The sequence below is a fragment of the Agrobacterium sp. GD03872 genome, from assembly GCF_029840625.1.
Classification (GTDB): Bacteria; Pseudomonadota; Alphaproteobacteria; order Rhizobiales; family Rhizobiaceae; genus Agrobacterium; species Agrobacterium fabrum_A.
Map to the genome: position 1 here is coordinate 1 of NZ_JAOCCY010000020.1, position 21,468 is coordinate 21,468.

The 21,468-nt window shown below is 58.8% G+C and carries 17 protein-coding genes and 4 pseudogenes; 12 read left to right on the forward strand and 9 right to left on the reverse strand.

The window, feature by feature from the left end:
* The 3 genes and pseudogenes from N5D22_RS24120 to N5D22_RS24130 all read right to left on the reverse strand — a co-directional run.
* A pseudogene (locus N5D22_RS24120) lies at nt 1-439 on the reverse strand (IS3 family transposase); the annotation flags it as partial.
* Entirely contained in the window at nt 440-1,801 is a 1,362-nt protein-coding gene (locus N5D22_RS24125) for an IS110 family transposase (RefSeq protein ID WP_072492891.1), read from the reverse strand.
* A 230-nt stretch (nt 1,802-2,031) separates the two neighbouring features.
* Nucleotides 2,032-2,286: pseudogene (locus N5D22_RS24130) on the reverse strand (transposase); the annotation flags it as partial.
* Between the two features lie 200 nt (nt 2,287-2,486).
* Between N5D22_RS24130 and N5D22_RS24135 the strand changes: the two are divergent.
* The gene (locus N5D22_RS24135; RefSeq protein WP_072492908.1) at nt 2,487-4,178 is read left to right on the forward strand and encodes an FAD/NAD(P)-binding protein; all 1,692 of its coding nucleotides are present in this window, start codon (nt 2,487-2,489) and stop codon (nt 4,176-4,178) included.
* On the opposite strand, the gene N5D22_RS24140 is transcribed toward N5D22_RS24135, so the two are convergent.
* Together N5D22_RS24140 and N5D22_RS24145 are read right to left on the reverse strand one after the other, a co-directional pair.
* Complete coding sequence (locus N5D22_RS24140) at nt 4,163-4,891, reverse strand: MOSC domain-containing protein (protein ID WP_072492893.1); 729 nt, start codon at nt 4,889-4,891, stop codon at nt 4,163-4,165. The genes N5D22_RS24135 and N5D22_RS24140 overlap by 16 nt on opposite strands.
* 378 nt (nt 4,892-5,269) lie before the next feature.
* A complete protein-coding gene (locus tag N5D22_RS24145) occupies nt 5,270-6,118 on the reverse strand; it encodes a helix-turn-helix transcriptional regulator (RefSeq protein ID WP_072492894.1) in 849 nt (282 codons plus the stop codon).
* Nucleotides 6,119-6,342: 224 nt separating this feature from the next.
* Here N5D22_RS24145 and N5D22_RS24150 point away from each other — a divergent pair, with 224 nt between their 5' ends.
* The 4 genes from N5D22_RS24150 to N5D22_RS24165 are packed head-to-tail and all read left to right on the forward strand — an operon-like array spanning nt 6,343 to nt 12,290.
* Nucleotides 6,343-9,753 carry a response regulator gene (locus N5D22_RS24150; protein WP_279659180.1) on the forward strand — a complete coding sequence of 1,137 codons (3,411 nt, stop codon included), beginning with the start codon at nt 6,343-6,345 and terminating at the stop codon, nt 9,751-9,753.
* The gene (locus N5D22_RS24155) at nt 9,750-10,583 is read left to right on the forward strand and encodes a CheR family methyltransferase (RefSeq protein ID WP_072492896.1); all 834 of its coding nucleotides are present in this window, start codon (nt 9,750-9,752) and stop codon (nt 10,581-10,583) included. The genes N5D22_RS24150 and N5D22_RS24155 overlap by 4 nt, the downstream gene beginning before the upstream one ends.
* Nucleotides 10,580-11,158, forward strand: a complete 579-nt coding sequence (locus N5D22_RS24160; RefSeq protein WP_072492897.1) for a chemotaxis protein CheB — start codon at nt 10,580-10,582, stop codon at nt 11,156-11,158. Before N5D22_RS24155 ends, N5D22_RS24160 begins: the two co-directional genes overlap by 4 nt.
* The gene (locus N5D22_RS24165) at nt 11,148-12,290 is read left to right on the forward strand and encodes a hybrid sensor histidine kinase/response regulator (RefSeq protein ID WP_072492898.1); all 1,143 of its coding nucleotides are present in this window, start codon (nt 11,148-11,150) and stop codon (nt 12,288-12,290) included. The genes N5D22_RS24160 and N5D22_RS24165 overlap by 11 nt, the downstream gene beginning before the upstream one ends.
* A 293-nt stretch (nt 12,291-12,583) precedes the next feature.
* On the opposite strand, the pseudogene N5D22_RS24170 reads toward N5D22_RS24165, so the two are convergent.
* The 3 genes and pseudogenes from N5D22_RS24170 to N5D22_RS24180 all read right to left on the reverse strand — a co-directional run.
* Nucleotides 12,584-12,709: pseudogene (locus N5D22_RS24170) on the reverse strand (antibiotic biosynthesis monooxygenase); the annotation flags it as partial.
* 2 nt (nt 12,710-12,711) lie between these two features.
* A complete protein-coding gene (locus N5D22_RS24175; RefSeq protein WP_269747858.1) occupies nt 12,712-12,972 on the reverse strand; it encodes a divalent metal cation transporter in 261 nt (86 codons plus the stop codon).
* Nucleotides 12,936-13,574, reverse strand: coding sequence for a divalent metal cation transporter (locus N5D22_RS24180; RefSeq protein ID WP_279658430.1), 639 nt, complete (start codon nt 13,572-13,574; stop codon nt 12,936-12,938). The genes N5D22_RS24175 and N5D22_RS24180 overlap by 37 nt, the downstream gene beginning before the upstream one ends.
* A gap of 641 nt (nt 13,575-14,215) precedes the next feature.
* Between N5D22_RS24180 and N5D22_RS24185 the strand changes: the two genes are divergently transcribed.
* Nucleotides 14,216-14,344, forward strand: coding sequence for a hypothetical protein (locus N5D22_RS24185; RefSeq protein WP_263635088.1), 129 nt, complete (start codon nt 14,216-14,218; stop codon nt 14,342-14,344).
* A gap of 449 nt (nt 14,345-14,793) precedes the next feature.
* Here N5D22_RS24185 and N5D22_RS24190 read toward each other — a convergent pair whose 3' ends face one another.
* Nucleotides 14,794-15,183 carry a response regulator gene (locus N5D22_RS24190; protein WP_172891042.1) on the reverse strand — a complete coding sequence of 130 codons (390 nt, stop codon included), beginning with the start codon at nt 15,181-15,183 and terminating at the stop codon, nt 14,794-14,796.
* Between the two features lie 159 nt (nt 15,184-15,342).
* Between N5D22_RS24190 and N5D22_RS24195 the strand changes: the two genes are divergently transcribed.
* From N5D22_RS24195 to N5D22_RS24220, 6 genes and pseudogenes are all read left to right on the forward strand, one after another.
* Entirely contained in the window at nt 15,343-15,714 is a 372-nt protein-coding gene (locus N5D22_RS24195) for a YsnF/AvaK domain-containing protein (protein WP_080843310.1), read from the forward strand.
* A 32-nt stretch (nt 15,715-15,746) separates the two neighbouring features.
* The gene (locus N5D22_RS24200) at nt 15,747-16,601 is read left to right on the forward strand and encodes a DUF2382 domain-containing protein (RefSeq protein WP_052821155.1); all 855 of its coding nucleotides are present in this window, start codon (nt 15,747-15,749) and stop codon (nt 16,599-16,601) included.
* A gap of 141 nt (nt 16,602-16,742) precedes the next feature.
* Nucleotides 16,743-17,654, forward strand: coding sequence for a hypothetical protein (locus N5D22_RS24205; protein ID WP_052821156.1), 912 nt, complete (start codon nt 16,743-16,745; stop codon nt 17,652-17,654).
* 111 nt (nt 17,655-17,765) lie between these two features.
* Nucleotides 17,766-18,746: a L,D-transpeptidase gene (locus N5D22_RS24210; protein ID WP_052821158.1), complete on the forward strand. Its 981-nt coding sequence runs from the start codon at nt 17,766-17,768 to the stop codon at nt 18,744-18,746.
* Between the two features lie 26 nt (nt 18,747-18,772).
* A pseudogene (locus N5D22_RS24215) lies at nt 18,773-20,118 on the forward strand (ISL3 family transposase); the annotation flags it as partial.
* A gap of 105 nt (nt 20,119-20,223) precedes the next feature.
* The gene (locus tag N5D22_RS24220; RefSeq protein ID WP_279658429.1) at nt 20,224-21,255 is read left to right on the forward strand and encodes an IS110 family transposase; all 1,032 of its coding nucleotides are present in this window, start codon (nt 20,224-20,226) and stop codon (nt 21,253-21,255) included.
* Nucleotides 21,256-21,468 lie beyond the last annotated feature (213 nt).

Genomic DNA, 21,468 nt, shown 5'->3' on the forward strand with positions numbered 1-21,468 from the left:
TATAGGTGAAGTCGGCCACCCATTTCTGGTTCGGCCGCTCTGCCATGAACTGACGGTCCAGCACGTTCGGCATGATGACGGCACGGTCACCGGCATCTTTCGGCAAGCCACGCCGTCTCGGCCTCGCCCTGAGCGCATTCAAGCGCATCAGCCGCTCGATACGATGGAGACCACAGGATAATCCTTCTTCCGGCACGTCATGCCATACACGGCGAGCACCATAAGTGCGGTCGCTGGCTTTGAAGCTCTGCCTGATCTTGTCCAGCAGAACCTCATCATAGCGAGCGCGTTCACTCGCAGAACGATTGAACCAGGCATGGAAACCTGAACGAGAAACCCCTAGCGCTTCGCAGAGCCATGCCACCGGCCAGATCGAACGGTGCTTTGCAATGAACGCGAACCTCATATCGCGTCCCTGGCAAAGTAGGCTGCGGCCTTCCTAAGAAACACTCTCAGCATCGGGAATGGGATCAAGTTGATATCCCAAAGAGCGAGCACGGCGCTGCAGGTTTGCCAAGACTCGACCGCGATGGCGCTCGTCATATGCCGCCGCACCGGGATCACGATAAGCCATGCCGAACCGAAGGGCATTGAAGAAGAGAACCGCGATCTTACGTGCCGTCGCCGTCACGGCTTTCTGCTTTCCGATGCGCCTTGCCAAACGTCGATAAAATGCACCCAGTGCCGTGTCGCTTCGGCCAATCGTGGTGGCTGCCAACCGCAAGAGTGCGGCTGCCCGGTTCGATGATCGGCGCGTTCTCGAGGAGAGAAGTCTTCCGCCAGATATTTTGTTGCCGGGAGCCAGGCAGAGCCATGATGTGAAGTGCTTGGCGGTGGGCCATGCTCGTAGGTCAGTTCCGCATTCGCCGATGAGCTTGAGGGCGAGCGAGGAGCCGAGGCCGTGAATCTGTGTTAAGTCGGTGCCCGTAAGGCCGTATAGAGCGGCCCGGACATCAAAGGACGGTGCATTCGTCTGCTTGGTCTTTGTCCGGATTTTTGGCAGCGGCGCGAGCGGCACTTCGACTTCCACAGTCATCATGGCGATCGCCGTTTCCAGCTTGCGGTCGCATTCGAGCATCTTCAATTGATAGAAGTCGTAAAGCTCCAGTGATTGGGAAAGAGCAAACACGTGTTCATCACGATCGTTGCCGACCAGCGATGCTTTGATCGTTTCGATAGAAGAGTGGCAGCGAACGTCACGCAAAGAGGCCAGGGCGTCAGGATCGCGCTCGCCGGAAACGATTGCCCGGATAATCTTCATACCGGTCACGCCGGTGATGTCGGAGACAACATGATGGAGCTGCAGGTTCATTTCCATCAGAGCCTTCTGCATGTGCTGGATATGAGCTGCCGCATACTCGACCAGACGTTCTCGCTGGCGCAGATAAGCACGCAAAGTGGCAACCTGCGCATTGGGACGAAAGCTGCCGCGTAACAGACCATAGGAATGCAACTGGCGAAGCCATGCCGCATCATTGACGTCGGTCTTCCGCCCTGGGACGTTCTTCGCGTAACGCGCATTGACCAGGATTACCTCAAAGCCATGCTCCTCCAGAATCTCGAAAGACGGTATCCAGTAGACGCCGGTCGACTCCATAGCCACGCTCGTGACGCCGCAAGATCGGAACCAGGCAGCGAGATCATGCAGATCATGGGTGAAGGTGCCGAAAGCGCGGATTGGCATGTCATCGCTGTCCGGATTGACCGCCGCCATATGCATTGTGGACCCGATGTCGATCGCGGCTGCGCTCGGGTTCAGGCGGGTGAGGTTCTGCGGGGCAGATAATCTTGTCTTGGGCATGGCTTCTCCTCCTTCGGTTCGGGAGGGGCTGGGCCGCACAAGTTCGTCATTTTCCTAATCGGGATCGCTGCTGAAGCCGCGTCACCACTCTCAAGTTCGCAACAGCCCATGTGCCACGTTTTTTAACGGGGTCGAACGCCTCCAATAAGCAGTCGGCAACTCCCCTCCGGAGTGCAGCGTAGCACAGCCTGTTTCTACCGCGCACAGGCGGACCAAAGCCCGTGATCGTTTTTTAGGATGTCGCGCTCCGCCTTCAACTTGGCGACTTCACGACGGAGCCGATCAATCTCAAGCTGCTCTGGCTTCATCTGGCCTTTTCCAGGAAAGGACTGGCTGGGATCGTCGCCGTATTCGCGAACCCATTTGCGCAACACATTCTCGTGGACATCAAGGTCACGGGCCGCCTGGGCAACAGAGACCCCACGCTCCTTGACCAACTTCACCGCCTCAAGCTTGTACTCGCGGCTGAACTTCCTTCGTTGCATTCATGCTCTCCGGTTTCAGGAGGAACACCTTAACTCGGTGTCCATGAAACCGGCAGCAGGCCAGATCTCACATCACGTTCACACGATCCCCCTTTTCTCGAAGGCTAGTTCGCGCGGGCGCATGAGGGCGGGAACAATTTCAAGGGTGGAACATTCCCTGACAGCCGTGCGAGATTGTTCGCCGGACATAGGATATGTCCATGCTTCCACGAATTGCGATCATCGGCACGGGTCCAACCGGCCTCTACACGTTCAAACAACTGATCGGCTCGACCGTTCCCCTGTCGATCACCCTTTATGAAGCAGAGGGAGAGCCGGGCAAGGGTACGCCCTATCACCCCGATATGAATGACCCGGCGATGCTCTCCAACATTCCGAGCATCGAGCTTCCGGCTTTCACCGAGACCCTGGTCGAATGGCTGCGGCGGCAGGATGAGGACACGCTGATGCGCCACGGCATCCGCCGCGAGGCGATTGATGAGCGGGAATTCTATCCCCGCCTCGTGCTCGGCGACTACATGCAGGCGCAGTTTGCCCGGATGCAAAATCTGGCCGGCGAACGCGGCCACGAAATCCACGTGCTGGCCCGCCATAAGGTCACCGATATCGAGATACAGGCGGCCGCAGTGCGGCTGAGGGTATCCCGTCCCGACGCAGAGGAGGACGCAGTCTTCGACCACGTCGTGATGGCGACCGGCCACAATTGGCCCGACAGCACCGAAATACGACCCGGCTACTTCGTTTCGCCCTGGCCGGCCACTGTTTTGAAGTCGATCCGCAATGAACCCGTCGGCATTCTCGGCACCTCGCTGAGCGGGATCGACGCCCTGATGACCGTGGCGACGGCCCACGGCATGTTCTACAGCGATGCGGCGGGTGATCTGCAATATCAGCCGGCTGCCGGGACTGAGGATTTTCGCGCGACGCTGATGTCCCGCAAGGGCATCCTGCCGGAGGCCGACTTCTACTGCCCGCTGCCCTATGTGACGCCGCTCGTCTGCACGGAAGAGGCCATAGACGCGCTGATCGCGACAGGTCGTCACGACCTGCTCGATGAGGTCTTCGAGCTGTTCCGCGGAGAAATCGTCGCCCGCGACCCGGATTATGCCACCCGCATCGGCCTTTCGCAGCTGACCGTCGAGACCTTCGCAGCCGCCTACTATGCCGACCGAGCCGAAAGCGATCCGTTCGTCTGGGCCGCGAAGAACCTGGCCGAGGCCGAGGACAATAGGGTGAAGCGCTATACCGTGCCGTGGCGCTATGCGATCCTGATCACCCACGAGATTGTCGCGCGCGTCATTCCGCATCTGGACGAGAAAGACCTCAAGCGCTTCCACCGCCACTTCAAGGGCATCTTCATCGACGACTATGCAACCGTGCCGCTGATGTCGATCCGCCGTCTGCTCGCGCTGTCGCGTGTCGGCAAACTGTCCATCCTGCGGCTCGGCGAAGACTATACGATCCGCACGGCCGAGGTCGGTCTGGAGCGGGGCGCAGAGGTCGAGGTGTCAGGCACGGTGCATCGCTTCGGCGCCTTCATCGATGCGACCGGTCAGGAAACCCTCTCGGCGACGGATCTCCCCTTTCCGACGCTTGTCGATCAGGGAGGCGTGCGCGAAGCCGCGACGCCCAAGGTCGAGGCGATCATGTCGCTCGATCGCGATCCCGATATGGTGCGCACCGGCGGCATCGATGTCGATGAATTCTATCGCCCGCGTCTCGGCCTGATGTCGGAAGGCCGGCTCTATTGCGCGGCAATCGCCTTCCTCCTGCACAAGGAGCCCTTCGTTCAGGGCATCACCAGTGCCCGGGATATCGGCGAGACTGTCGGCCGGGCAATCCTCAAGGATATCTCGCAGGCGGAAACGCCGCTCTTTCAGATCTCGGCATAGACGGCATCGCCGACACTGATGGTCACGCCCTCGATGGGCGTGGCATAGACGCCGAGATTGCGCTTGTTGTGGCGCATGATCCCGCGCAGCACATCGGGCTCTTCCGCCATGCCGGGCTGTGCGACAAGCGTCATGCCACAGCGGCGCGACGCCTCGGTGACGCGGATATCCGTGTCTCCGATGCGTAACGTATGGTCAACCCACTCGTTTTCGATGAAACCTTCGCCTTCTTCCGTTTCGATCAGCACGGAGGGGCGGAACCGTCTTGCGTCGAGTGGCGGAAGGCCTGTTACCGCGGCAAGCGCCTCCGTCGAAGCGGTCGTCACAAGGTGAAGCGGCGCTGGCTTGTAACGATTGGAGACGACGGGGAAGCGGTAATCGCCAGACCCGACGAGCCCGACCGCGACCGGGAAGCCGAAATGCTCTGCCAGGCGGTCCGGCAATGCACCGTCGTCGAGCGCATGTTCGGCGCCGTCGGCAAAGCGCAGCACCGGCAGTCCGGAGGCCGGTTGCCAGGCGGTGATGAAGAGGGCAGGACGCCAGCGCGTTTCCTTCTCGGGGGCGGCGGCGAGGCCGGTTTCCGGATCGAACAGCGCGAACCGTCGGTCGCCTGCGATGCCCTCGGGCGACACGGTGATCGAGGCGAGCGTCTCCCCGCCAAGAGAACTCACCGGATAGCGCCAGACTTCCCGCACTCGACCGATTTTTCGCATAGTTGTTCCTTCATTCACCAATATTCAATATCCACCGAACACGGCTTGATGTTCCAGAAAACTGGGACCCGGGACTAGTTTGCAATCTTTTTGCGAAGATTGATGCAGCAACCTAACGCCTTTCTACAGATCTTGATTCGGACTGCCCAAACGGGGATTTTTGAAGGTTGGCTGACGCCAACTTGTTTGCCAGCGTTCCAAGCCGGTCCACGCGGTTTGGTAGGGCCGATTGTGAGATACCCATTTCAATTCTCGTCTAGCCACGATTGGCCAGAGAGAGTTCGCAGAGTTCCTAGCTGCGAAGCAGGCGCAGGCGCAGGCAGACAGTCTGCTCTTATTGGGCGAACTATTGAAGCGCGCGAAGCCTTCAGTGAGGACCTACATCCGGTCCCTGAACTCTTTCACACTCATTCCAACCCATGATTTGAAAGTCCTTTGGAAATACGCGCTATCCTGAAAGCCCAGCCTGCTGGCGATTTCGTCGATGGGCATTTCTCCTGCGGCCAAGAGCAATCGTGCCCTTTCCATTCGACGTCGGAGCACGTGCTGGTATGGGGTCTCTCCGGTGGACGCCTTGAAGGCCCTGCTGAAATGGAACCGACTTAGGCCCGCGAGTGCAGCAAGGCTCGATAGGCTGAGATCTGAGCCAAGGTTCTCCTCGATAAACTCGTCGATCAGAGCCAGAGGCGCTCTGCCAAGGGGCGGCGGCTGTCTCAATGCCGGCATTGTTGCTTTGTGGATCGCCAAGATCGTGATCAGGCCCAATGCTTCTTCGTATAGAGCATCAGAATGATCTCGCTTTAGCAGGCCGGCCCATTGGCGCAGGTATCCCGCGACTTCGTCGCTTCGGTAATAAACCTTTTCATCGACATGTTCGGCGAAGCGAGTGTCCAGCTCCTGCCGGATAGCTGCCGGATCTAAATAGATAGCTGCGAACGAGTTGTTCCGCCTTTGGAGTTCGGACCAGCCAGTGACGCGTGCACCCCGCGGGACATAAGTCAGCGTGTGGCGGAGGTCACGGCGGTTGTCCTCCAATCCATCCCCTGCACGTATGCCCCCATCTTCCAGGACAATGTCATGGTAATGGAGGTCGCTCGTCCAGTCGTAACTGAAAGCAGCACCCAACTCTGGTTGAAGGTACTCCACCGTGAAGCCGCTGAGCTTCCTTGCGTGACGTTGCGGCGAATGGGCCAACCCCTGAAGGGCAAGCAACTCATTTCGTTCCATTTTTAGCGTAATCTTGCTTTCCTCATAAAATTATTGCTACCTAGGACTCTATTCAAGTTGACGTGATCGGCGGGAGTGGATGGGACACAGCAACCACACGCTTTGCGACCCCGCTAGCCATTTCCCGCATCCGATGCCGTCACTCTTACGTGATAATATCATCTGACCGAGTTTTTAGAGACCTTCTGATGCACAGAAAAACATCCGCACTTACAGGCAACAGAATGCTCGGTCTGGAGCGAAATGCCCTCATCGGCGCAGCGACCGCGATCTTCTTTTTCGTCATCAGCACCGCGCTAACCGTTTACACAGTCCAGAACGTCAGAGACAGCAATGCGAGAGTGACGCAAACGCATGGTCTTGTGGTGGCGCTCGACCTGCTTTTGATCGACATACAAGATGCAGAAACGGGATTACGTGGCTTTCTCCTGACCTCTGAGGAGGCCTATCTTGCGCCATATCACCGTGCCCTCCCACAGGTTCAGAGCCGAATGGACACAATCAGCTCGGCTGCCACAGCCGAGATGCGCGAACGTGGGAGTGTCGAGGAACTCCGAGCGTTTGTCTCGTCCAAACTTGAAGTGATGGCGCTAACACTGGAGGTCTTCCAGACACGAGGGTCCGTCGAAGCGTTGACCCTTGTAAAATCAGACCGCGGCCGCAGCGACATGGACGGCATCCGCAACGTCATCTCCCAACTGCGTAACGAGGCTGGTGAAGAGCGGAGCCAGCGCCTTGAGGAGATGAATGCGTCATACATTATTGCCTGGGCGAGCGCGCTAGCTTCGGGGCTGCTTGGCATCGTCCTGACCCTCGCGATCTCCGCACTGGTGAGAAAATCCACTCTGGCGCAGAAGCGCGAACAGTGGTTGCGGGATGCACAATTGGGCTTGGCTGCATCCGTCAGCGGTGAGCAGCAAATCGCGAAACTTGGCGAAAACATCCTGGGCTTCCTCACCAACTATCTCGGTGCCGTTGCAGGTGCCATTTATGTCGAAAATGCCGGCCGCTTTCATCGCATGGCCGTCCACGGCGTACCTGCAGACGTGATCCTGCCTACGAGCTTTGGCCAAAACGACAGCTTGTTCGGCCATGTGTTGCGGGATCACCGTCCGATCGCGGTTGGCGAGGTTCCGGATGGCTATATCAACTTCGGCTCGGCTCTTGGACAGCAGAAGCCACGTTATCTCGCCTTGGCGCCTGCGATCGTTGAAGGGGACATAAGAGGCGTTTTCGAACTCGGCTTCCTGTCTCCCATCAGCGATCAGACGTTAGTTCTTCTTGAACAGGTCTCAGAGCTGATTGCTGTCGCCATCCGATCAGCGGAATTCAGAACCCGCCTCCAGGCTCTTTTGGAAGAGACCCAGCGGCAATCGGAAGAGCTGCAGGTGCAGGGCGAGGAGCTGCGCGTTTCCAACGAAGAGCTCGAAGAACAGGGGCGCGCGCTTCGCGAACAGCAAACCCGCCTGGAACAGCAGCAGGCGGAACTCGAACAGACCAACTCCCAGCTTGAAGAACAGGCGGAGGAACTGGAACGGCAGCGCGACAATCTGGAACGGTCAAAGGACGCAATCGAAGCCAAGGCAAAGGAAGTGGAACTTGCCAGCCGCTACAAATCGGACTTCCTGGCGAACATGTCGCATGAGCTGCGCACACCACTCAACTCTTCGCTCATCCTTGCCAAACTTCTGGCCGACAATTCCGAAGGCAATCTAACGGCACAGCAGATCCAGTTCGCCCAGACGATCCAGTCTTCGGGCAATGACCTCCTGAATCTGATCAATGACATTCTCGACCTCTCCAAGATCGAGGCGGGCCATGTCGAGATAAATCCGGAAGCGGTGTCCATCGAACGGACCGTCAACGGACTGCGCCACATGTTCGAACCGCTCGCAACCAACAAGGGCCTCCAGCTCAACGTCTCCGTGGAGGCCGGCGTGCCGGCCGTCATCCAGACCGATCCGCAGCGCCTGGAGCAGGTGTTGAAGAACCTTTTGGCGAATGCCCTGAAGTTTACGGAGAAGGGCAGTGTGTCGCTCGCGGTCAGCCGTCACGGCGACAATCAACTGGCCTTTGCGATCAAGGACAGCGGCATCGGGATTGCCGAAGAACAGCAGAAGCGGATCTTCGAGGCCTTCCATCAGGCAGACAGCACCATCAGCCGCAAGTTCGGTGGCACCGGGCTCGGGCTTTCGATCTCCCGCGAACTAGTGCGCCTGCTCGGCGGCCGCTTCCGGCTGGAGAGCAAGCTCGGCCAAGGCAGCACGTTTACCATCGTCATTCCGGCCGAGTTCGACAGTGCGCTGGTCCAGGCTCCGAAACAGGATTTTGCCCCGCCCGTCGCGTCCGCTGCAGAACCCGTCTTGCGCGCTGAAGCAGAGACCATTGCACAAAAGCCGAAGGCAGTCGCAATCGTCGATGACGACCGTGCAGCATCCGAGCCGACGGCCCGCAAGCTGCTGATTGTCGAGGACGATCAATCCTTTGCACTCATCCTGCGCGATCTCGCCCGTGAGCTGAAGTTCCAGGCGCTCGTAGCCGGAACCGCTCAAGAAGCCCTGGAACTCGCCCATCAGTATCTGCCGAACGCCATCCTGCTCGATGTCGGTCTTCCGGATCAATCCGGCCTCTCGGTGCTTGACCGCCTGAAGCGTGACGTGCGGACGCGCCATATTCCGATCCACATCCTCTCCGCCGAAGATTATTCCGACCGGGCTCTCTCATTGGGCGCCGTCGGCTACGCGCTGAAGCCCGTACAACGCGATCACCTGGTGTCGATGATCGAGTCCCTAGGCGCGAAAGCCGAACAAACGCTGCGGCGCGTGTTGATCGTTGAAGATAACGCCGTTCAACGGGACGCTCTGTCGAAACTCCTGTGGTCGCATGACGTCGAAACGGTGGGGGCCGGGACTGCGGCAGAGTGCATCTCGTTGCTGGCTGAACAGACCTTCGACTGCATGGTGCTGGATCTGTCGTTACCAGATACATCCGGCTTTGCGCTTCTGGAAACGTTGAGCGAAGCGGGCATGCATTCCTTCCCGCCTGTCATCGTCTACACCGGACGCGTTCTCTCGTCCGAAGAAGAACAGAGACTTCGCCGTTACTCGAAATCTATCATCATCAAGGGTGCAAAATCGCCGGAGCGTCTTCTCGACGAAGTTACCCTCTTCCTGCACCAGGTGGTCTCCGAGCTGCCGGACGAGCAGCAGCAAATGATCCGCAAAGCGCGCAATCGCGATGAACTGCTGGAAGGGCGCCGCATTCTGATCGTCGAGGACGACGTGCGCAACGTCTACGCCCTGACCAACATCCTCGAACCACGCGGGGTGATCGTCGATATCGCCAGAAACGGCGAGGAGGCGCTGGAAAAACTGGAGCAATCGATAACAAACCCAGACGGGCGGATCGATCTGGTTTTGATGGATGTAATGATGCCGGTCATGGATGGCCTCACCGCTACCCGCCACATCCGCAAGAACTCAGCATGGCAGAAGTTGCCGATCATCACCTTGACGGCAAAGGCCATGCCGGACGACCAGAAGCGCTGCATCGAAGCCGGCGCCAATGACTACATGGCAAAGCCGCTTGACGTCGAAAAGCTTCTGTCTCTCGTGCGCGTCTGGATGCCGCAATGACGGAGACGTTCGAAAAGGTGGAGGATATAGAGATCCGGCTGCTGCTGGAGGCGCTTTATCATCGCTACCACTATGACTTTCGCAGCTACGCCATGTCGTCGATCCGGCGGCGGTTGCGCCAGGCACGCGAACAGTTGGGCTTTGCGACCATCTCAGCCATGCAGGAGCGCGTCCTTCATCATCCCGAGATGCTTGACGACATGCTCCGCTTCCTTACGGTCCAGGTCAGCGAGATGTTTCGCGACCCGTCCTACTTCGCGGCGATCCGGGAGAAGGTCGTTCCGCATCTTCGCACTTACCCCTCCTTGAAGATCTGGATTGCCGGATGCAGTTCGGGCGAAGAGCTCTATTCCTTTGTCATCCTTTTTCGCGAGGAAGGGCTTGAGGAGCGAACCCTCTTTTATGCGACGGATATCAATCCAGAGGCCCTCGCCCAGGCGGAAGCCGGAATTTATGACATCGAACGGGTCAGATTGTTCACCGAGAACCATCGTGACTCCGGCGGCAAGGGATCTTTGTCTGACTATTACACGACGGGCTACAACCGGTGCATCCTGGACAAAAGCCTGCGGCGCAATGTCGTGTTCTCAGATCATAGTCTTGTGACGGACCAGGTCTTTGGTGAGATGCATCTGGTCTCCTGCCGGAACGTCATGATCTATTTCGACCGGGATCTCCAGGACAGGGCTGTCGGTCTTTTCCGGGATGCGCTGCCACGCAACGGCTTTCTCGGGCTGGGCTCGAAGGAAACACTGCGGTTTTCGGCACACGCCGATGGCTTCCGGGAGTTCGTCCGAGATGAGAAGATCTATCAGAGGATCGGCTCGTGAAGGACAATCCGAACGGTGCGATCATCATCGGCGCCTCCGCTGGGGCGCTGGAAGCGCTGTCCATGATATTGCCGCCACTGCCTGCGACTTATCCGTATCCTATCTTCGTCGTGGTGCACTTACCGCCAAACAAACGCAGTGTGCTGGCCGCGATTTTTGACCTCAAATGTCAGCTTCGCGCGATCGAGGCGGAAGACAAGGAGCCCGTGGAAGCCGGGTTCATCTACTTCGCGCCCCCTAATTATCATTTGTCGCTCGAGGGGCGAACGCATGTCGCTTTATCCAGCGAGGAAGAGGTTCTCTTCTCGCGGCCATCGATCGACGTGGCATTCGAGAGCGCGGCAGACGCCTGGGGCAGCCAACTGACAGCTATTGTCCTGACGGGCGCCAATCATGACGGTTCCCAAGGCCTTTCGGCCGTCGTTCGTTCTGGCGGAACGGCAATCGTTCAGGATCCGTCCGAGGCTTTCGCTCGGGCCATGCCCGAAGCTGCCATCCGCGCATGCCCAAGCGCTCAAGTTTTGACCTTGTCGAAGATTTCAACCTATTTGCAGAACATCGAAAATGAACACTGACGTCAAATTCCTCTTGGTTGACGACCTTCCAGAGAACCTGCTTTCTCTGGAAGCTCTGCTACAACGCGACGAGCTGATGCTATTGAAGGCGCGGTCCGGCGATGAGGCTCTCGAGCTTCTGCTCCAACATGATGTGGCACTGGCGCTGATTGACGTTCAGATGCCAGGACTGAACGGCTTCGAACTTGCCGAACTTATGCGAGGCAATGAGCGGACACGGCGGGTTCCGATCATTTTCGTGACTGCCGGTACCCATACAGCCGAGCGGCGGTTCCAGGGATATGAAGCGGGCGCCGTCGACTTTATTCAAAAACCGATCGAGCCGGATATTCTGCGCAGCAAGGCAGAGATTTTTGCAGAGCTCTATCGTCAGCGTAAAATGATTTCCGAACAGCGCGACCTTCTCGAGGCACAGACTCGCGCGCTTCAGCTCGCCGACAAGCGTAAGAACGAGTTCATCGGCGTTCTCGTCCATGAACTGCGCAACCCACTTGCCGCTCTCAATGGCGGGCTGAAGCTTCTTTCGAGAAAGCCGGATGCTGGCAAGGTGGAGCAGATCCATGGCCTCATGCACCAACAGATGGACCACATCATCAGGCTCGTTGACGACCTGCTCGATGTGTCACGGATAACGCAGGGCAAAATCAATCTCGTAAAGTCTGACTTTGACTTGAGAGATGCCATTCACTCCGCGCTGGATATGACAAAAGAGGCAATCGAGGAGCGAAACCATGCTTTGTCCATCAACGTTCCGGATCAGCCGTGCATGATGTTCGCTGACAAGGTTCGGCTGACGCAGTGCGTTTCAAACCTCGTGAACAATGCCGCAAAATACACGCCGATGGGCGGTCAGATTGAGGTAGCGCTGGAATTACTTCCGCGCACCTATCGCATCAGCGTCACTGACAATGGTCTCGGCCTCAGTGCCGAGGCCGCTGGCGCAATTTTCAGGATGTTCGAGCAAGTCGAAGAGCATCGGAATCATGCTCATGGGGGACTTGGGATCGGCCTCGCCCTCGTCAAACAACTCATGGAGTTACACGGCGGCGATGTTTCGGTATGGAGTGATGGTCCGGGGTTGGGCAGCGTTTTCACGCTTGAGCTACCGATACAGGCAGCGATAGCTCCATAGTGGAGAATGACTGCTTCCAGGATGTGTTCTGGCGCCCTCGAATGACGGAAATGACGGCGCGTAGCCGCCTGGCAGCTATCTGTGCCGGAATATATCCTTCGGGCCGGAAGGCGAATTTATTCAGCGCACTGAGAGGGGAGAAAGGCGCTCTGCCCTCTCTCCCCCACAAGCACTAAACCCGTCTCCCCATGCTTCGGCCTGCGGCCTGCAGCACCGGCCGCATTTCCATGAAATACGTCTCGGCCCTCCGGGTGGGTGATCCCCCTCCGGTTTAGCGCTTGTCCGGCATCACCGGAATACGCAGTCAGGGTACCGGGCTCAGCTTGAACGAGCGCTAACGCCGAGGTCAGGAAATCGGCGACATCGCTCTCCTTTCCGGGCCTGGCCTTCAATGGCACGTACAGCGCAAGTTTGGGCATGATCAACTCCTCAATGTAAACCAACAGATCCAGTCCTGCGTTTCGGCGAAGGCATATGCCGCAGAGCCAGCCAGTACCGGGATCGACAGCAATCCGGTTCCAACGATGCCGAGGCTGAACAGGACAAAGGCAAAATTGCCGGCGATCGGCTTCAGCGCTTCGGCGACATCAGCCGCCGACTTGATATCCGTCTTGCCATTAGCGTGCAGTGTCGCAGCCGCACACATCATGATCGCGACAGCGACGATGGTGGAAACGGCCATACCCGCGAGGGTATCAAGCTCGATCCGGTTGAGCTCTTTGGGAGCTTGACGCGGCGCCTCCTCAAGCGGCTTGGCTTCGTCCTGCGAACGATCTCTTCCACCTCCTGGCTCGACTGCCAGAAGAACAAGTACGGACTGATTGTCGTGCCGAGGATCGCAACGACCACGGTGAAACTGTCGGTGTTCAAGGGAAAGGTTGGCCAGACAAATCCTTTCAACGTCGCCATCCAGTCGATCTTTACCACAAACAGGACGGCGATGTAGGCGAACAGGACCAGCGTCAGCCACTTCAGGATGTTGGCATATCGCTCATAGGGAATGAACATCTGCAGCCCTAGTGACAAGAGGGCGAAGAAGATGGTGATCGGCAGGCTCGGCATTCCCGTCGCGAGCTCGACCGACGCACCCATCGCCGCGAGGTTCGCGCCAATATTGATGCAGTTGGCAACGAATAGCAGACAGACCAACCCGGTGACGAGCCATTTCGGCCAGATGGCACCCATGTTGACCGCCAGCCCCGATCCGGTCCCGCGGCCAATTCTGGCACTGACAAGCTGGATTGCCGACATCAGCGGATAAGACAGTAACATGGTCCAGACCATGTTGAAGCCGAACTAGGCGCCGGCCTGGGAGTAGGTTGCGATCCCACTTGGATCGTCGTCGGCGGCTCCAGTGATTAGGCCAGGGCCAAGCTTCTTCAGAACCGAGCCTGATGTCGGACGCGACGTGGCATGCCCGGAAGGGGGCGCGGGTAGCGGGCCGTCAATTGAGGTCTTCACATCAGTCGTCCCGATTAGCGGGTCGCGCCAAAGATCCAGGCGACCGCAGTTGTGAGGGCTACAGCAGTGAGCGGGTTTTCCTTGATTCAGCCGCGAACGCTACTTGTGAAATCCTCGCTTTGCTGGTTCTCAGGAGCGCTGGCTTTGACGCGCTCAGCCTCTTTCGGGTCGGTGCGGCCTGCCGGTACGGACGTTATCGTGTGAGAAACAGGATCCGACGCGGGAAAGGTATCTTCGAGGCCTTTATCGAGATCGCCCTTGTCCTCCTCTTGCCGCTGTCGTGCCTTCTCCAACTCCTAAGCCTGAACTGCGGAGATTTGGGATCGTCGGCATCAGCACCGTACCCTGTCGTACATTCTTCTTGTTGACGTCCCCCTCTACTTGTCGCTGTTTTGCTGAGCATTAGTTCATCGTGATGGAAAGATGACGACATTCCACAAAAACGAAACCGCGAGAAGAGCTCCTTGGCGGACAGGAAGCAACGCTTCGACGCAACGCATGCCAGCGCCATGGCGTCAATCAAGGCGGAGGCGGAGGAGCGGCGGCTGAAGACCGAGCGCTTGCGCAAGATGCGGCTTCAGTCGGGAAGTTGACGGAATTTACCCGCCTACACACTCTCGCTTGAGCGGCGAAACGTATCGTTGGGGGCAAGGCCTGACCTGACGCATCCGGAAACGCGCCTGAGAATGCAAATCTGACTTTGAGCGGACCAGACGCGTTCTGACATCGCGCTGTCATCTCCCTTCGCTATCTCATCTTCGAATGGAGAAGGTGATGGCAAGAGAACTGGCATCAGACATTGAGGATATCGCGCGGACGATCGCCGAACTCGCTCTCCCGGCAATGCGACCGAAGGATCTCGTAGACGCGGTCAGAAAGAAACACGCTGCTGCGTCTAAAAAAAGAAATATGTCGGGCCGCCTTCTACGCGGTTATTCTGGCCGCTGTCGAGGAGCCAGGCCGCGCCGAGGGGCTCCACGAGTTGGCGAGCGTCACACGAAACGAGCTCGACGAATAGAAGGGTCTCGCCGAGTAGTCGTCGTCAATGAAACGCAATAAACCGCTTAGGAGCGATACAGTCCCGCCCGGCGTGATGATCCGTTGCGAACTGGATCGTCTCGACCAATTCAAGGTCCATCACCGGCTTTGAGATCACCCCGAGGGCGCCATCGACGCCTGAGCCAAGCTGTTCCGGGTTGCCGGTCATGAAGACGACGGTGACGCCGTCTGCCGCCAGGCGTCGGCCGATTTCCGGTCCGGTCGCACCATCGATTAGATTGACGTCGACAAAGGCAACCTCTGCCTTGTCGGCAAGCTCATACGCTTCCTTTGCCGTGGTTAACGTCCCGATGGCCTCATGCCCGAGCGACAATACCGCCTCTTCGACCGCGCCAGGTAGCAGCCACTGGTCTTCGACGATCAGGATATTCATCATGCTTATCCAACCTTTCCTCGTGAGCCACAAAATCACTGCGTAACACTTTGTTCCGGCCTTGGGCGATTTTCGCTCAGCTGGTGACGTTTGACCTTTTTCAAGGAACCAAGGTGGACTCCGCTCGTTCAATGCTTGTCGCAACAATCTGGAATGCGGATGACCAAGCCTGACGAGAAACTCTCGCTGATCGAAGAACAGCTTGTCATCGACAAGCGCGCCGTGCGCGACGGCAGCGTCCGCGTCAGCACCAAAACCGAGTTTGTTACAGAAGCAGCGGAGGCACGCCTCGACAGCGAGAATGTCGAGGTCACGCGTGTGGCAATCGGACGTGAAGTGTCAGAAGCGCCGGCCGTTCGCACGGACGGTGACGTGACCATCGTGCCTGTGATGGAGGAGGTTCTCGTTGTCGAGAAGCGTCTGATGCTGGTCGAAGAGATCCACATCCGCCGCGTCGCCACCACCGAGGACGTTTCCATTCCGGTCGAACTGCGCAAGCAACGTGCCAGCATCGAGCGCGACGACCCCTGAGCTAATTATCAATCCGAGAAAAGGAGAAACTCATGACCTACAGCGAAACCACATCGTCATACGGCGCCTCTTCGTCTAACACCGTGACGGCCTTCTTCGAAAACCGCAGCGATGCGGATGCCGCCGTCGAACGCCTTGTCGAAGCCGGGATTGCCCGCGACGGCATTCGCGTCGTCGCCGGCAAGGAGTCTACAACCTCGACTGAAGTTGCCTCCGAGCACAAGGGCTTTTGGGAGAAGCTGGAAGACTTCTTCTTTCCCGACGAGGACCGCGCCGTCTATTCCGAAGGTCTTCGCCGCGGTGGCTATCTTGTGACGGTCAGCAACGTCACCGCCGCCTCTTATGACAAGGTGATCGATATCCTCGATGACGAGGGCAGCATCGATCTCGATCAGCGCGCAGAGAGCTGGCGCTCGGAAGGGTGGAACCAGCAGGAGACCGTGAGTTCGTATGGCGCCTCCGCCAATCGTGCCAGCGCAACCGGAACGGCAGCTCTGGAGGCCGGCCGTGAAGAGGTTATCCCGGTGGTCGAGGAAGAGCTTCGCGTCGGCAAGCGTGACCTCAATCATGGCCGCGTGCGTGTCCGTTCTTACGTGGTCGAAAATCCTGTCAGCGAACAGGTATCGCTGCGCGACGAAAACGTCAGCATCGAGCGCCGCGCCGTCGATCGCCCGGTGACTGGAACGGAAAACGCCTTCGTCGACCGCACGATTGAGGCAGAAGAGCACCATGAAGAGGCTGTCGTCTCGAAGGATGCGCGCGTTGTCGAAGAGATCGCGCTGCGCAAGACCGCCGAGCAGCGCGAGGAGACCATCAACGATAGCGTCCGCCATACCGAGGTGGAAGTCGAAGACGAGCGGTCCGATCGTATTGTCCGCAAGGACTAATCAAGGCTCTTCGTTTGATGTAACTGCAGCAGAGACCGGCGATCCCATCGCCGGTCTTTTTTGTATCCTGCTGGACGGGAACCGAACGGCGATTGCGGCGTTAGTATGGCACTCACATTCCCGTGATGAAGAGGATGCACCATGACCGAACCTGTCTCCGTCCACGTGTCGCGCGAAGCGGCCTATGTCGACCCCTCCCTTACGGCCACTTTGCATAAGGTGTCATGGGGTGCGATCTTCGCCGGCGTCGTTCTGGCACTTGCCGTCCAGTTTCTCCTCAATCTTCTAGGCGTGGGCATTGGCGCCGCCGTGATCGATCCGGCAACCTACGACAACCCGAATGCGAGCACCTTCTCCATTGCCGGTGGCGCGTGGTTCGTTGTGGCCGGTATCATTGCTTCCTTCGTCGGCGGTTATGCCGCCAGCCGCCTTTCCGGACGTCCGAGCCGCTCGACCGGCGGGTATCAGGGCGTAACCACCTGGGCTGTCACCACTCTTGTCATCCTCTACCTGCTGACCACGTCGGTCGGTGCCCTCATCGGCGGCGCGTTCAGCGGTCTGTCGAGCATTGTCGGCGGTGTCGGCCAAACGGCCGCGACCGCTGCCACGTCGGCAGCCCCTGCCCTTGCGACTTCTGCAAACCCGATGGCCGGGATCGAGCAACAGATCCGTGACGCGTCTGGCGGCAACGATCCGGCAGCCCTGCGTGATGCAGCCGTTTCGGCGGTCCAGGCCGCGGTGACCGGTGACCAGGCAAAGGCCGCAGATGCCCGCAATCGCGCCGCTGATGCGATCGCCAAGGCGCAGAACATCCCGGTAGATCAGGCCCGCACCCAGGTCGAGCAGTACGAGAAGACCTACCGCGATAACATCGCTGCCGCAAAGCAGCAGGCGCTCGATGCCGCCCAGACGGCCACCAAGGCAGTGTCGGCCGGCGCGATCCTTGGCTTCTTCGCCCTCCTGCTCGGGGCTGTGGCGGCCTGGTTCGGCGGTTCCTACGGCACGAAGAAGGCGTTGCTTCTGGCCGAAACCACCACTCGCCGCACGATTTGACAAGATGAAGGCCGCCGGAAACGGCGGCCTTCTTCCTTGCTTGACCTTTCTCCAATGAAGCCTCTCCATCCACCGGGTGGAGAGTCTCTCCCTAATTTATCGGTAGCCTCCATGCAGAATGCCTTTCGGTACTTTTCACTGACCGCCGCTCTAACGCTCTGTTCCCCAGCCTTTGCAGCGCCGATCGACGCACAAGCCGTCAATACCGCGGCGATCGCGTCCCTTCCGATCGAGGCGCCGGCGGAAAAACAGACCGAGCCCAATCCCGCCATCGTGCATCTGCAGGTCCTGCTCGACCGGGCTGGTTCATCGCCGGGCGTCATCGACGGGTATTTCGGCGACAACCTGACGAAAGCGATCGCCGGCTTCGAGGCGCTTCAACGTCTGCCAGTGGATGGGAAGCTCGATCCCGACGTATTGGGCCGCTTGACCGATGATGCCCCGGCCATCCAGGCCTATGCCATCATTCAGGAAGACAGCAAGGATATCGTCGAGAGCATTCCGAAAGACTATGCCGAACAGGCCAGGATGGAGCATCTCGGCTACACCAGCATTGCGGAGAAGCTGGCCGAGCGGTTCCACATGCATATCGCGCTGATCAAGGCCCTCAATCCGACGGCGGCCTTCAAGCCGGGCGAAACGATCGCTGTCGCCATTCCCGGCGCTGCCAGGACCGGATCGGTCAAGCGGATCGAGGTTCATCGCAAACTGGCGCAGGTTTTCGCTTTTGCCGACGACAGCTCGCTGCTCGCGGTCTATCCAGCGACGATCGGCAGCGAGGATTCACCCTCTCCAACCGGGACACACAAGGTCAAGGGCGTGTCGCGAATGCCGACGTACACCTACAATCCGAAGATCAATTTTCAGCAGGGCAACAACAAGAAAATCCTTGAGCTGCCGAGCGGGCCGAACGGTCCTGTGGGTACCGTGTGGATCGACCTGACGGAGCCGACCTACGGCATACACGGCACGCCTGAACCGGAACTGATAGGCAAGGTTGGATCGCATGGATGTGTTCGGCTGGCCAACTGGGACGTCGAGGAACTGGCCGGCATGGTCAAGCCGGGCGTCATGGTCGAATTTGTCGAGTAGGTCCAGCTCACCGCCATTAGAAGAGCGGAGCCCATTATCGATGGCCCGGCTGGTTAACCCGTATCAGCGAAGCAAGACTGGTTCGCTCGATGTCCCGAAAGGGTTGCTTCGCGCCTTCGGCGCGGCGAACCGCCAGGCTTGACCACATCGTCCATCATCTCGGACTTGCACTGGGTGGCAGGCCAGCGGCCACCTTTGCCAAAAGGCTGATGTTGCCGGTCAGCAACGATACGCTGCTGCGCGTCGTGCGGCGACGCGGCAGTCCGCGCTTTGTCCCACCCACCGTGATCGGTATCGACGACTGGGCGTGGCGACGAAATCAACGCTATGGGACCATCATCTGCGATCTGGAACGGCGCAAAACCATTGCTCTCCTGCCGGATCGGGAGCCGTCGACGGCCCAGGCCTGGCTCTCGGACCAACCTCAGATCAGCATCGTCGCTCGCGACCGCGGCGGCGGTTACGCGACGGCTGCAGCCAAGGCGTTGCCACACGCCACCCAGGTCGCTGACCGCTGGCACTTAATGGAGAACGCCAGCCGGGCATTCCTCGATGCGGTGCGCAAATCGATGCGCCAGATCCGAACTGCGATCGGAGCGGCCACGATCAACCCCGAACTGCTGACGGCCGCCGAGAGGATCCAGTACGAGGGATATCTTCGACGGGAAGACACCAACGCCGCAATTCTCGACATGGCCAAGTCCGGAGCAACAATCAAGGAGATCGTGCGCCGGACCGGATACAGTCGCGGCCTTGTCCGACGCGTACTGCGTGGTCAACGTTCGGATGTCTTCCGCGTCCGTGAGAACTCGCTTGAACTCTACCTGCCCTGGCTTGACGCTCAATGGATGGCCGGACACCGGAATGGAACGGAGCTATGGCGGCAACTCAAGAGCCAAGGGTTCCGCGGCTGTCTTCGAGTTGTCACCGAGTGGGCCACACGCCGTCGAAAAGCAGAGAAGGTCGATGCGGGCGCGTTGAGCCGAGCGCCTTCAGCCAGGACCATTGCACGTCTCATGACCATCGGCCGCGACGACCTTTCCAAATCTGAGACCGTGACGGTTGCGGCGATTGAGGGTGGCGTGCCGCTGCTGGTTGAGGCGCGGGAAGTCATCGCCGCCTTCCAGGCCATGATCCGCAAGAAATCTCTCGCTGATCTCGATCCGTGGTTGGAACGCGCTCGATCGGGCTTGGTCGCCTCCTTCGCCAACGGTGTCGTTAGAGACCGAGCAGCCGTCAGCGCAGCGATCTCTTCACCATGGTCCAACGGCCAGAGGAGGGGCAGATCACCAAGCTCAAACTTGTGAAACGCCAGATGTACGGCCGCGGAAAAATTGATCTCCTCCAAGCCCGCGTCATCGGCGCGGGATAAAATCCATCACCACCAAAACTGATGGTGTGGAACGGCCCTTCGCACCGGCATCAAGGATGCCTATCGTGGTGACGCCAATCGCCACAAGAGAGAAGGAACCGCTCCGTGAAGAAGATTATCACAATCGGACTGGATTTGGCCAAGTCGGTCTTCCAGGCCCACGCCATCGCCGAAGACGGGCACGTCGTCGTTCGACGTGCCCTGCGACGCTCCCAGGTGTTGGAGTTCTTTCGTCAGATCGAACCGTGCCTCGTCGGTATCGAGGCTTGCGGAAGTGCCCACTACTGGGCCAACGCCATCGGCGAATTCGGTCATACGGTGCGGTTAATGCCGCCAGCCTATGTGAAGCCCTACGTCAAACGGAACAAGACCGACGCGGCTGATGCGGAGGCGATCTGCGAGGCGGTCACGCGCCCTACGATGCGTTTTGTGCCTATCAAAACACCTGAGGAGCAGGCCGCAAGCATGGTCTTGAAGACCAGAGAGTTATTCGTGCGCCAGCGAAGCCAGACTGCAAACGCCATGCGCGGCCACATGGCTGAGCTTGGGATTATTGCTGCTACTGGGATGACGAGTATAGCCAAGCTCATTGCTGTTTTGCGTGATGATCGAGACGAACGTTTGCCGAACTCGGCCAGGGCTGCCCTTCTGGAAATGGCCGAACAAATAGAAAAGCTGACGGCCAAGATTGAGGCGCTCGACACCAAGATTGCCGCAGCTGTGAAAGCCGATGATGCGGCTCGTCGACTGACGACCATTCCTGGCGTCGGGCCAATCATTGCTGCAACCGTCCGGACCGCCGTCCAAAATCCCGCGGCCTTTCGAACGGGACGAGATTTGGCGGCTTGGATAGGCATCACCCCAAGGGCGAATTCCAGCGGAGGAAAGGAGAGGCTCGGCAAGATATCGAAGCAGGGCAACAAGCAGTTGCGAACTCTATTGATTGTCGGTGCGACTTCAATTCTTAAACAGGTGCGCCGAGGCGTTAAGTTGCCCGCCTGGGTGATCTCCCTGATCGCGCGCCGTCCCTACAAAGTCGCCGCGGTAGCGCTTGCAAACAAGATGGCGCGCACCATCTGGGCGCTGCTCGTCAAGGGCGGAACCTATCAACCACCGACGACATTGGTGACCGCTTAGAGACGAAATTCCCAGCGCCATAGCGTTGGGATAAAATGGCAAGGTGCCAAAGCAGGATGAACTTGAGGGACGATACCTCGACGCCGATCAGACCGTCTGACGCAGTGCGCTTTTGAGCGCGAGAAATTGATTAGGCAATCGGCATCGCGGAAATCATCGTGGCCAGCGGTCGATGACCGCGCTAACAGGCCGGACATATGACCGCACCGTCCA

Excerpts from the sequence above, each read along its gene's own strand:
- N5D22_RS24125 (WP_072492891.1), bottom strand. The coding sequence starts at position 1,801 with ATGCCCAAGACAAGATTATCTGCCCCGCAGAACCTCACCCGCCTGAAC.
- N5D22_RS24135 (WP_072492908.1), top strand. The coding sequence starts at position 2,487 with ATGCTTCCACGAATTGCGATCATCGGCACGGGTCCAACCGGCCTCTAC.
- N5D22_RS24140 (WP_072492893.1), bottom strand. The coding sequence starts at position 4,891 with ATGCGAAAAATCGGTCGAGTGCGGGAAGTCTGGCGCTATCCGGTGAGT.
- N5D22_RS24145 (WP_072492894.1), bottom strand. The coding sequence starts at position 6,118 with ATGGAACGAAATGAGTTGCTTGCCCTTCAGGGGTTGGCCCATTCGCCG.
- N5D22_RS24150 (WP_279659180.1), top strand. The coding sequence starts at position 6,343 with ATGCTCGGTCTGGAGCGAAATGCCCTCATCGGCGCAGCGACCGCGATC.
- N5D22_RS24155 (WP_072492896.1), top strand. The coding sequence starts at position 9,750 with ATGACGGAGACGTTCGAAAAGGTGGAGGATATAGAGATCCGGCTGCTG.
- N5D22_RS24165 (WP_072492898.1), top strand. The coding sequence starts at position 11,148 with ATGAACACTGACGTCAAATTCCTCTTGGTTGACGACCTTCCAGAGAAC.
- N5D22_RS24175 (WP_269747858.1), bottom strand. The coding sequence starts at position 12,972 with ATGGCCGTTTCCACCATCGTCGCTGTCGCGATCATGATGTGTGCGGCT.
- N5D22_RS24180 (WP_279658430.1), bottom strand. The coding sequence starts at position 13,574 with ATGGTCTGGACCATGTTACTGTCTTATCCGCTGATGTCGGCAATCCAG.
- N5D22_RS24190 (WP_172891042.1), bottom strand. The coding sequence starts at position 15,183 with ATGAATATCCTGATCGTCGAAGACCAGTGGCTGCTACCTGGCGCGGTC.
- N5D22_RS24195 (WP_080843310.1), top strand. The coding sequence starts at position 15,343 with ATGACCAAGCCTGACGAGAAACTCTCGCTGATCGAAGAACAGCTTGTC.
- N5D22_RS24200 (WP_052821155.1), top strand. The coding sequence starts at position 15,747 with ATGACCTACAGCGAAACCACATCGTCATACGGCGCCTCTTCGTCTAAC.
- N5D22_RS24205 (WP_052821156.1), top strand. The coding sequence starts at position 16,743 with ATGACCGAACCTGTCTCCGTCCACGTGTCGCGCGAAGCGGCCTATGTC.
- N5D22_RS24210 (WP_052821158.1), top strand. The coding sequence starts at position 17,766 with ATGCAGAATGCCTTTCGGTACTTTTCACTGACCGCCGCTCTAACGCTC.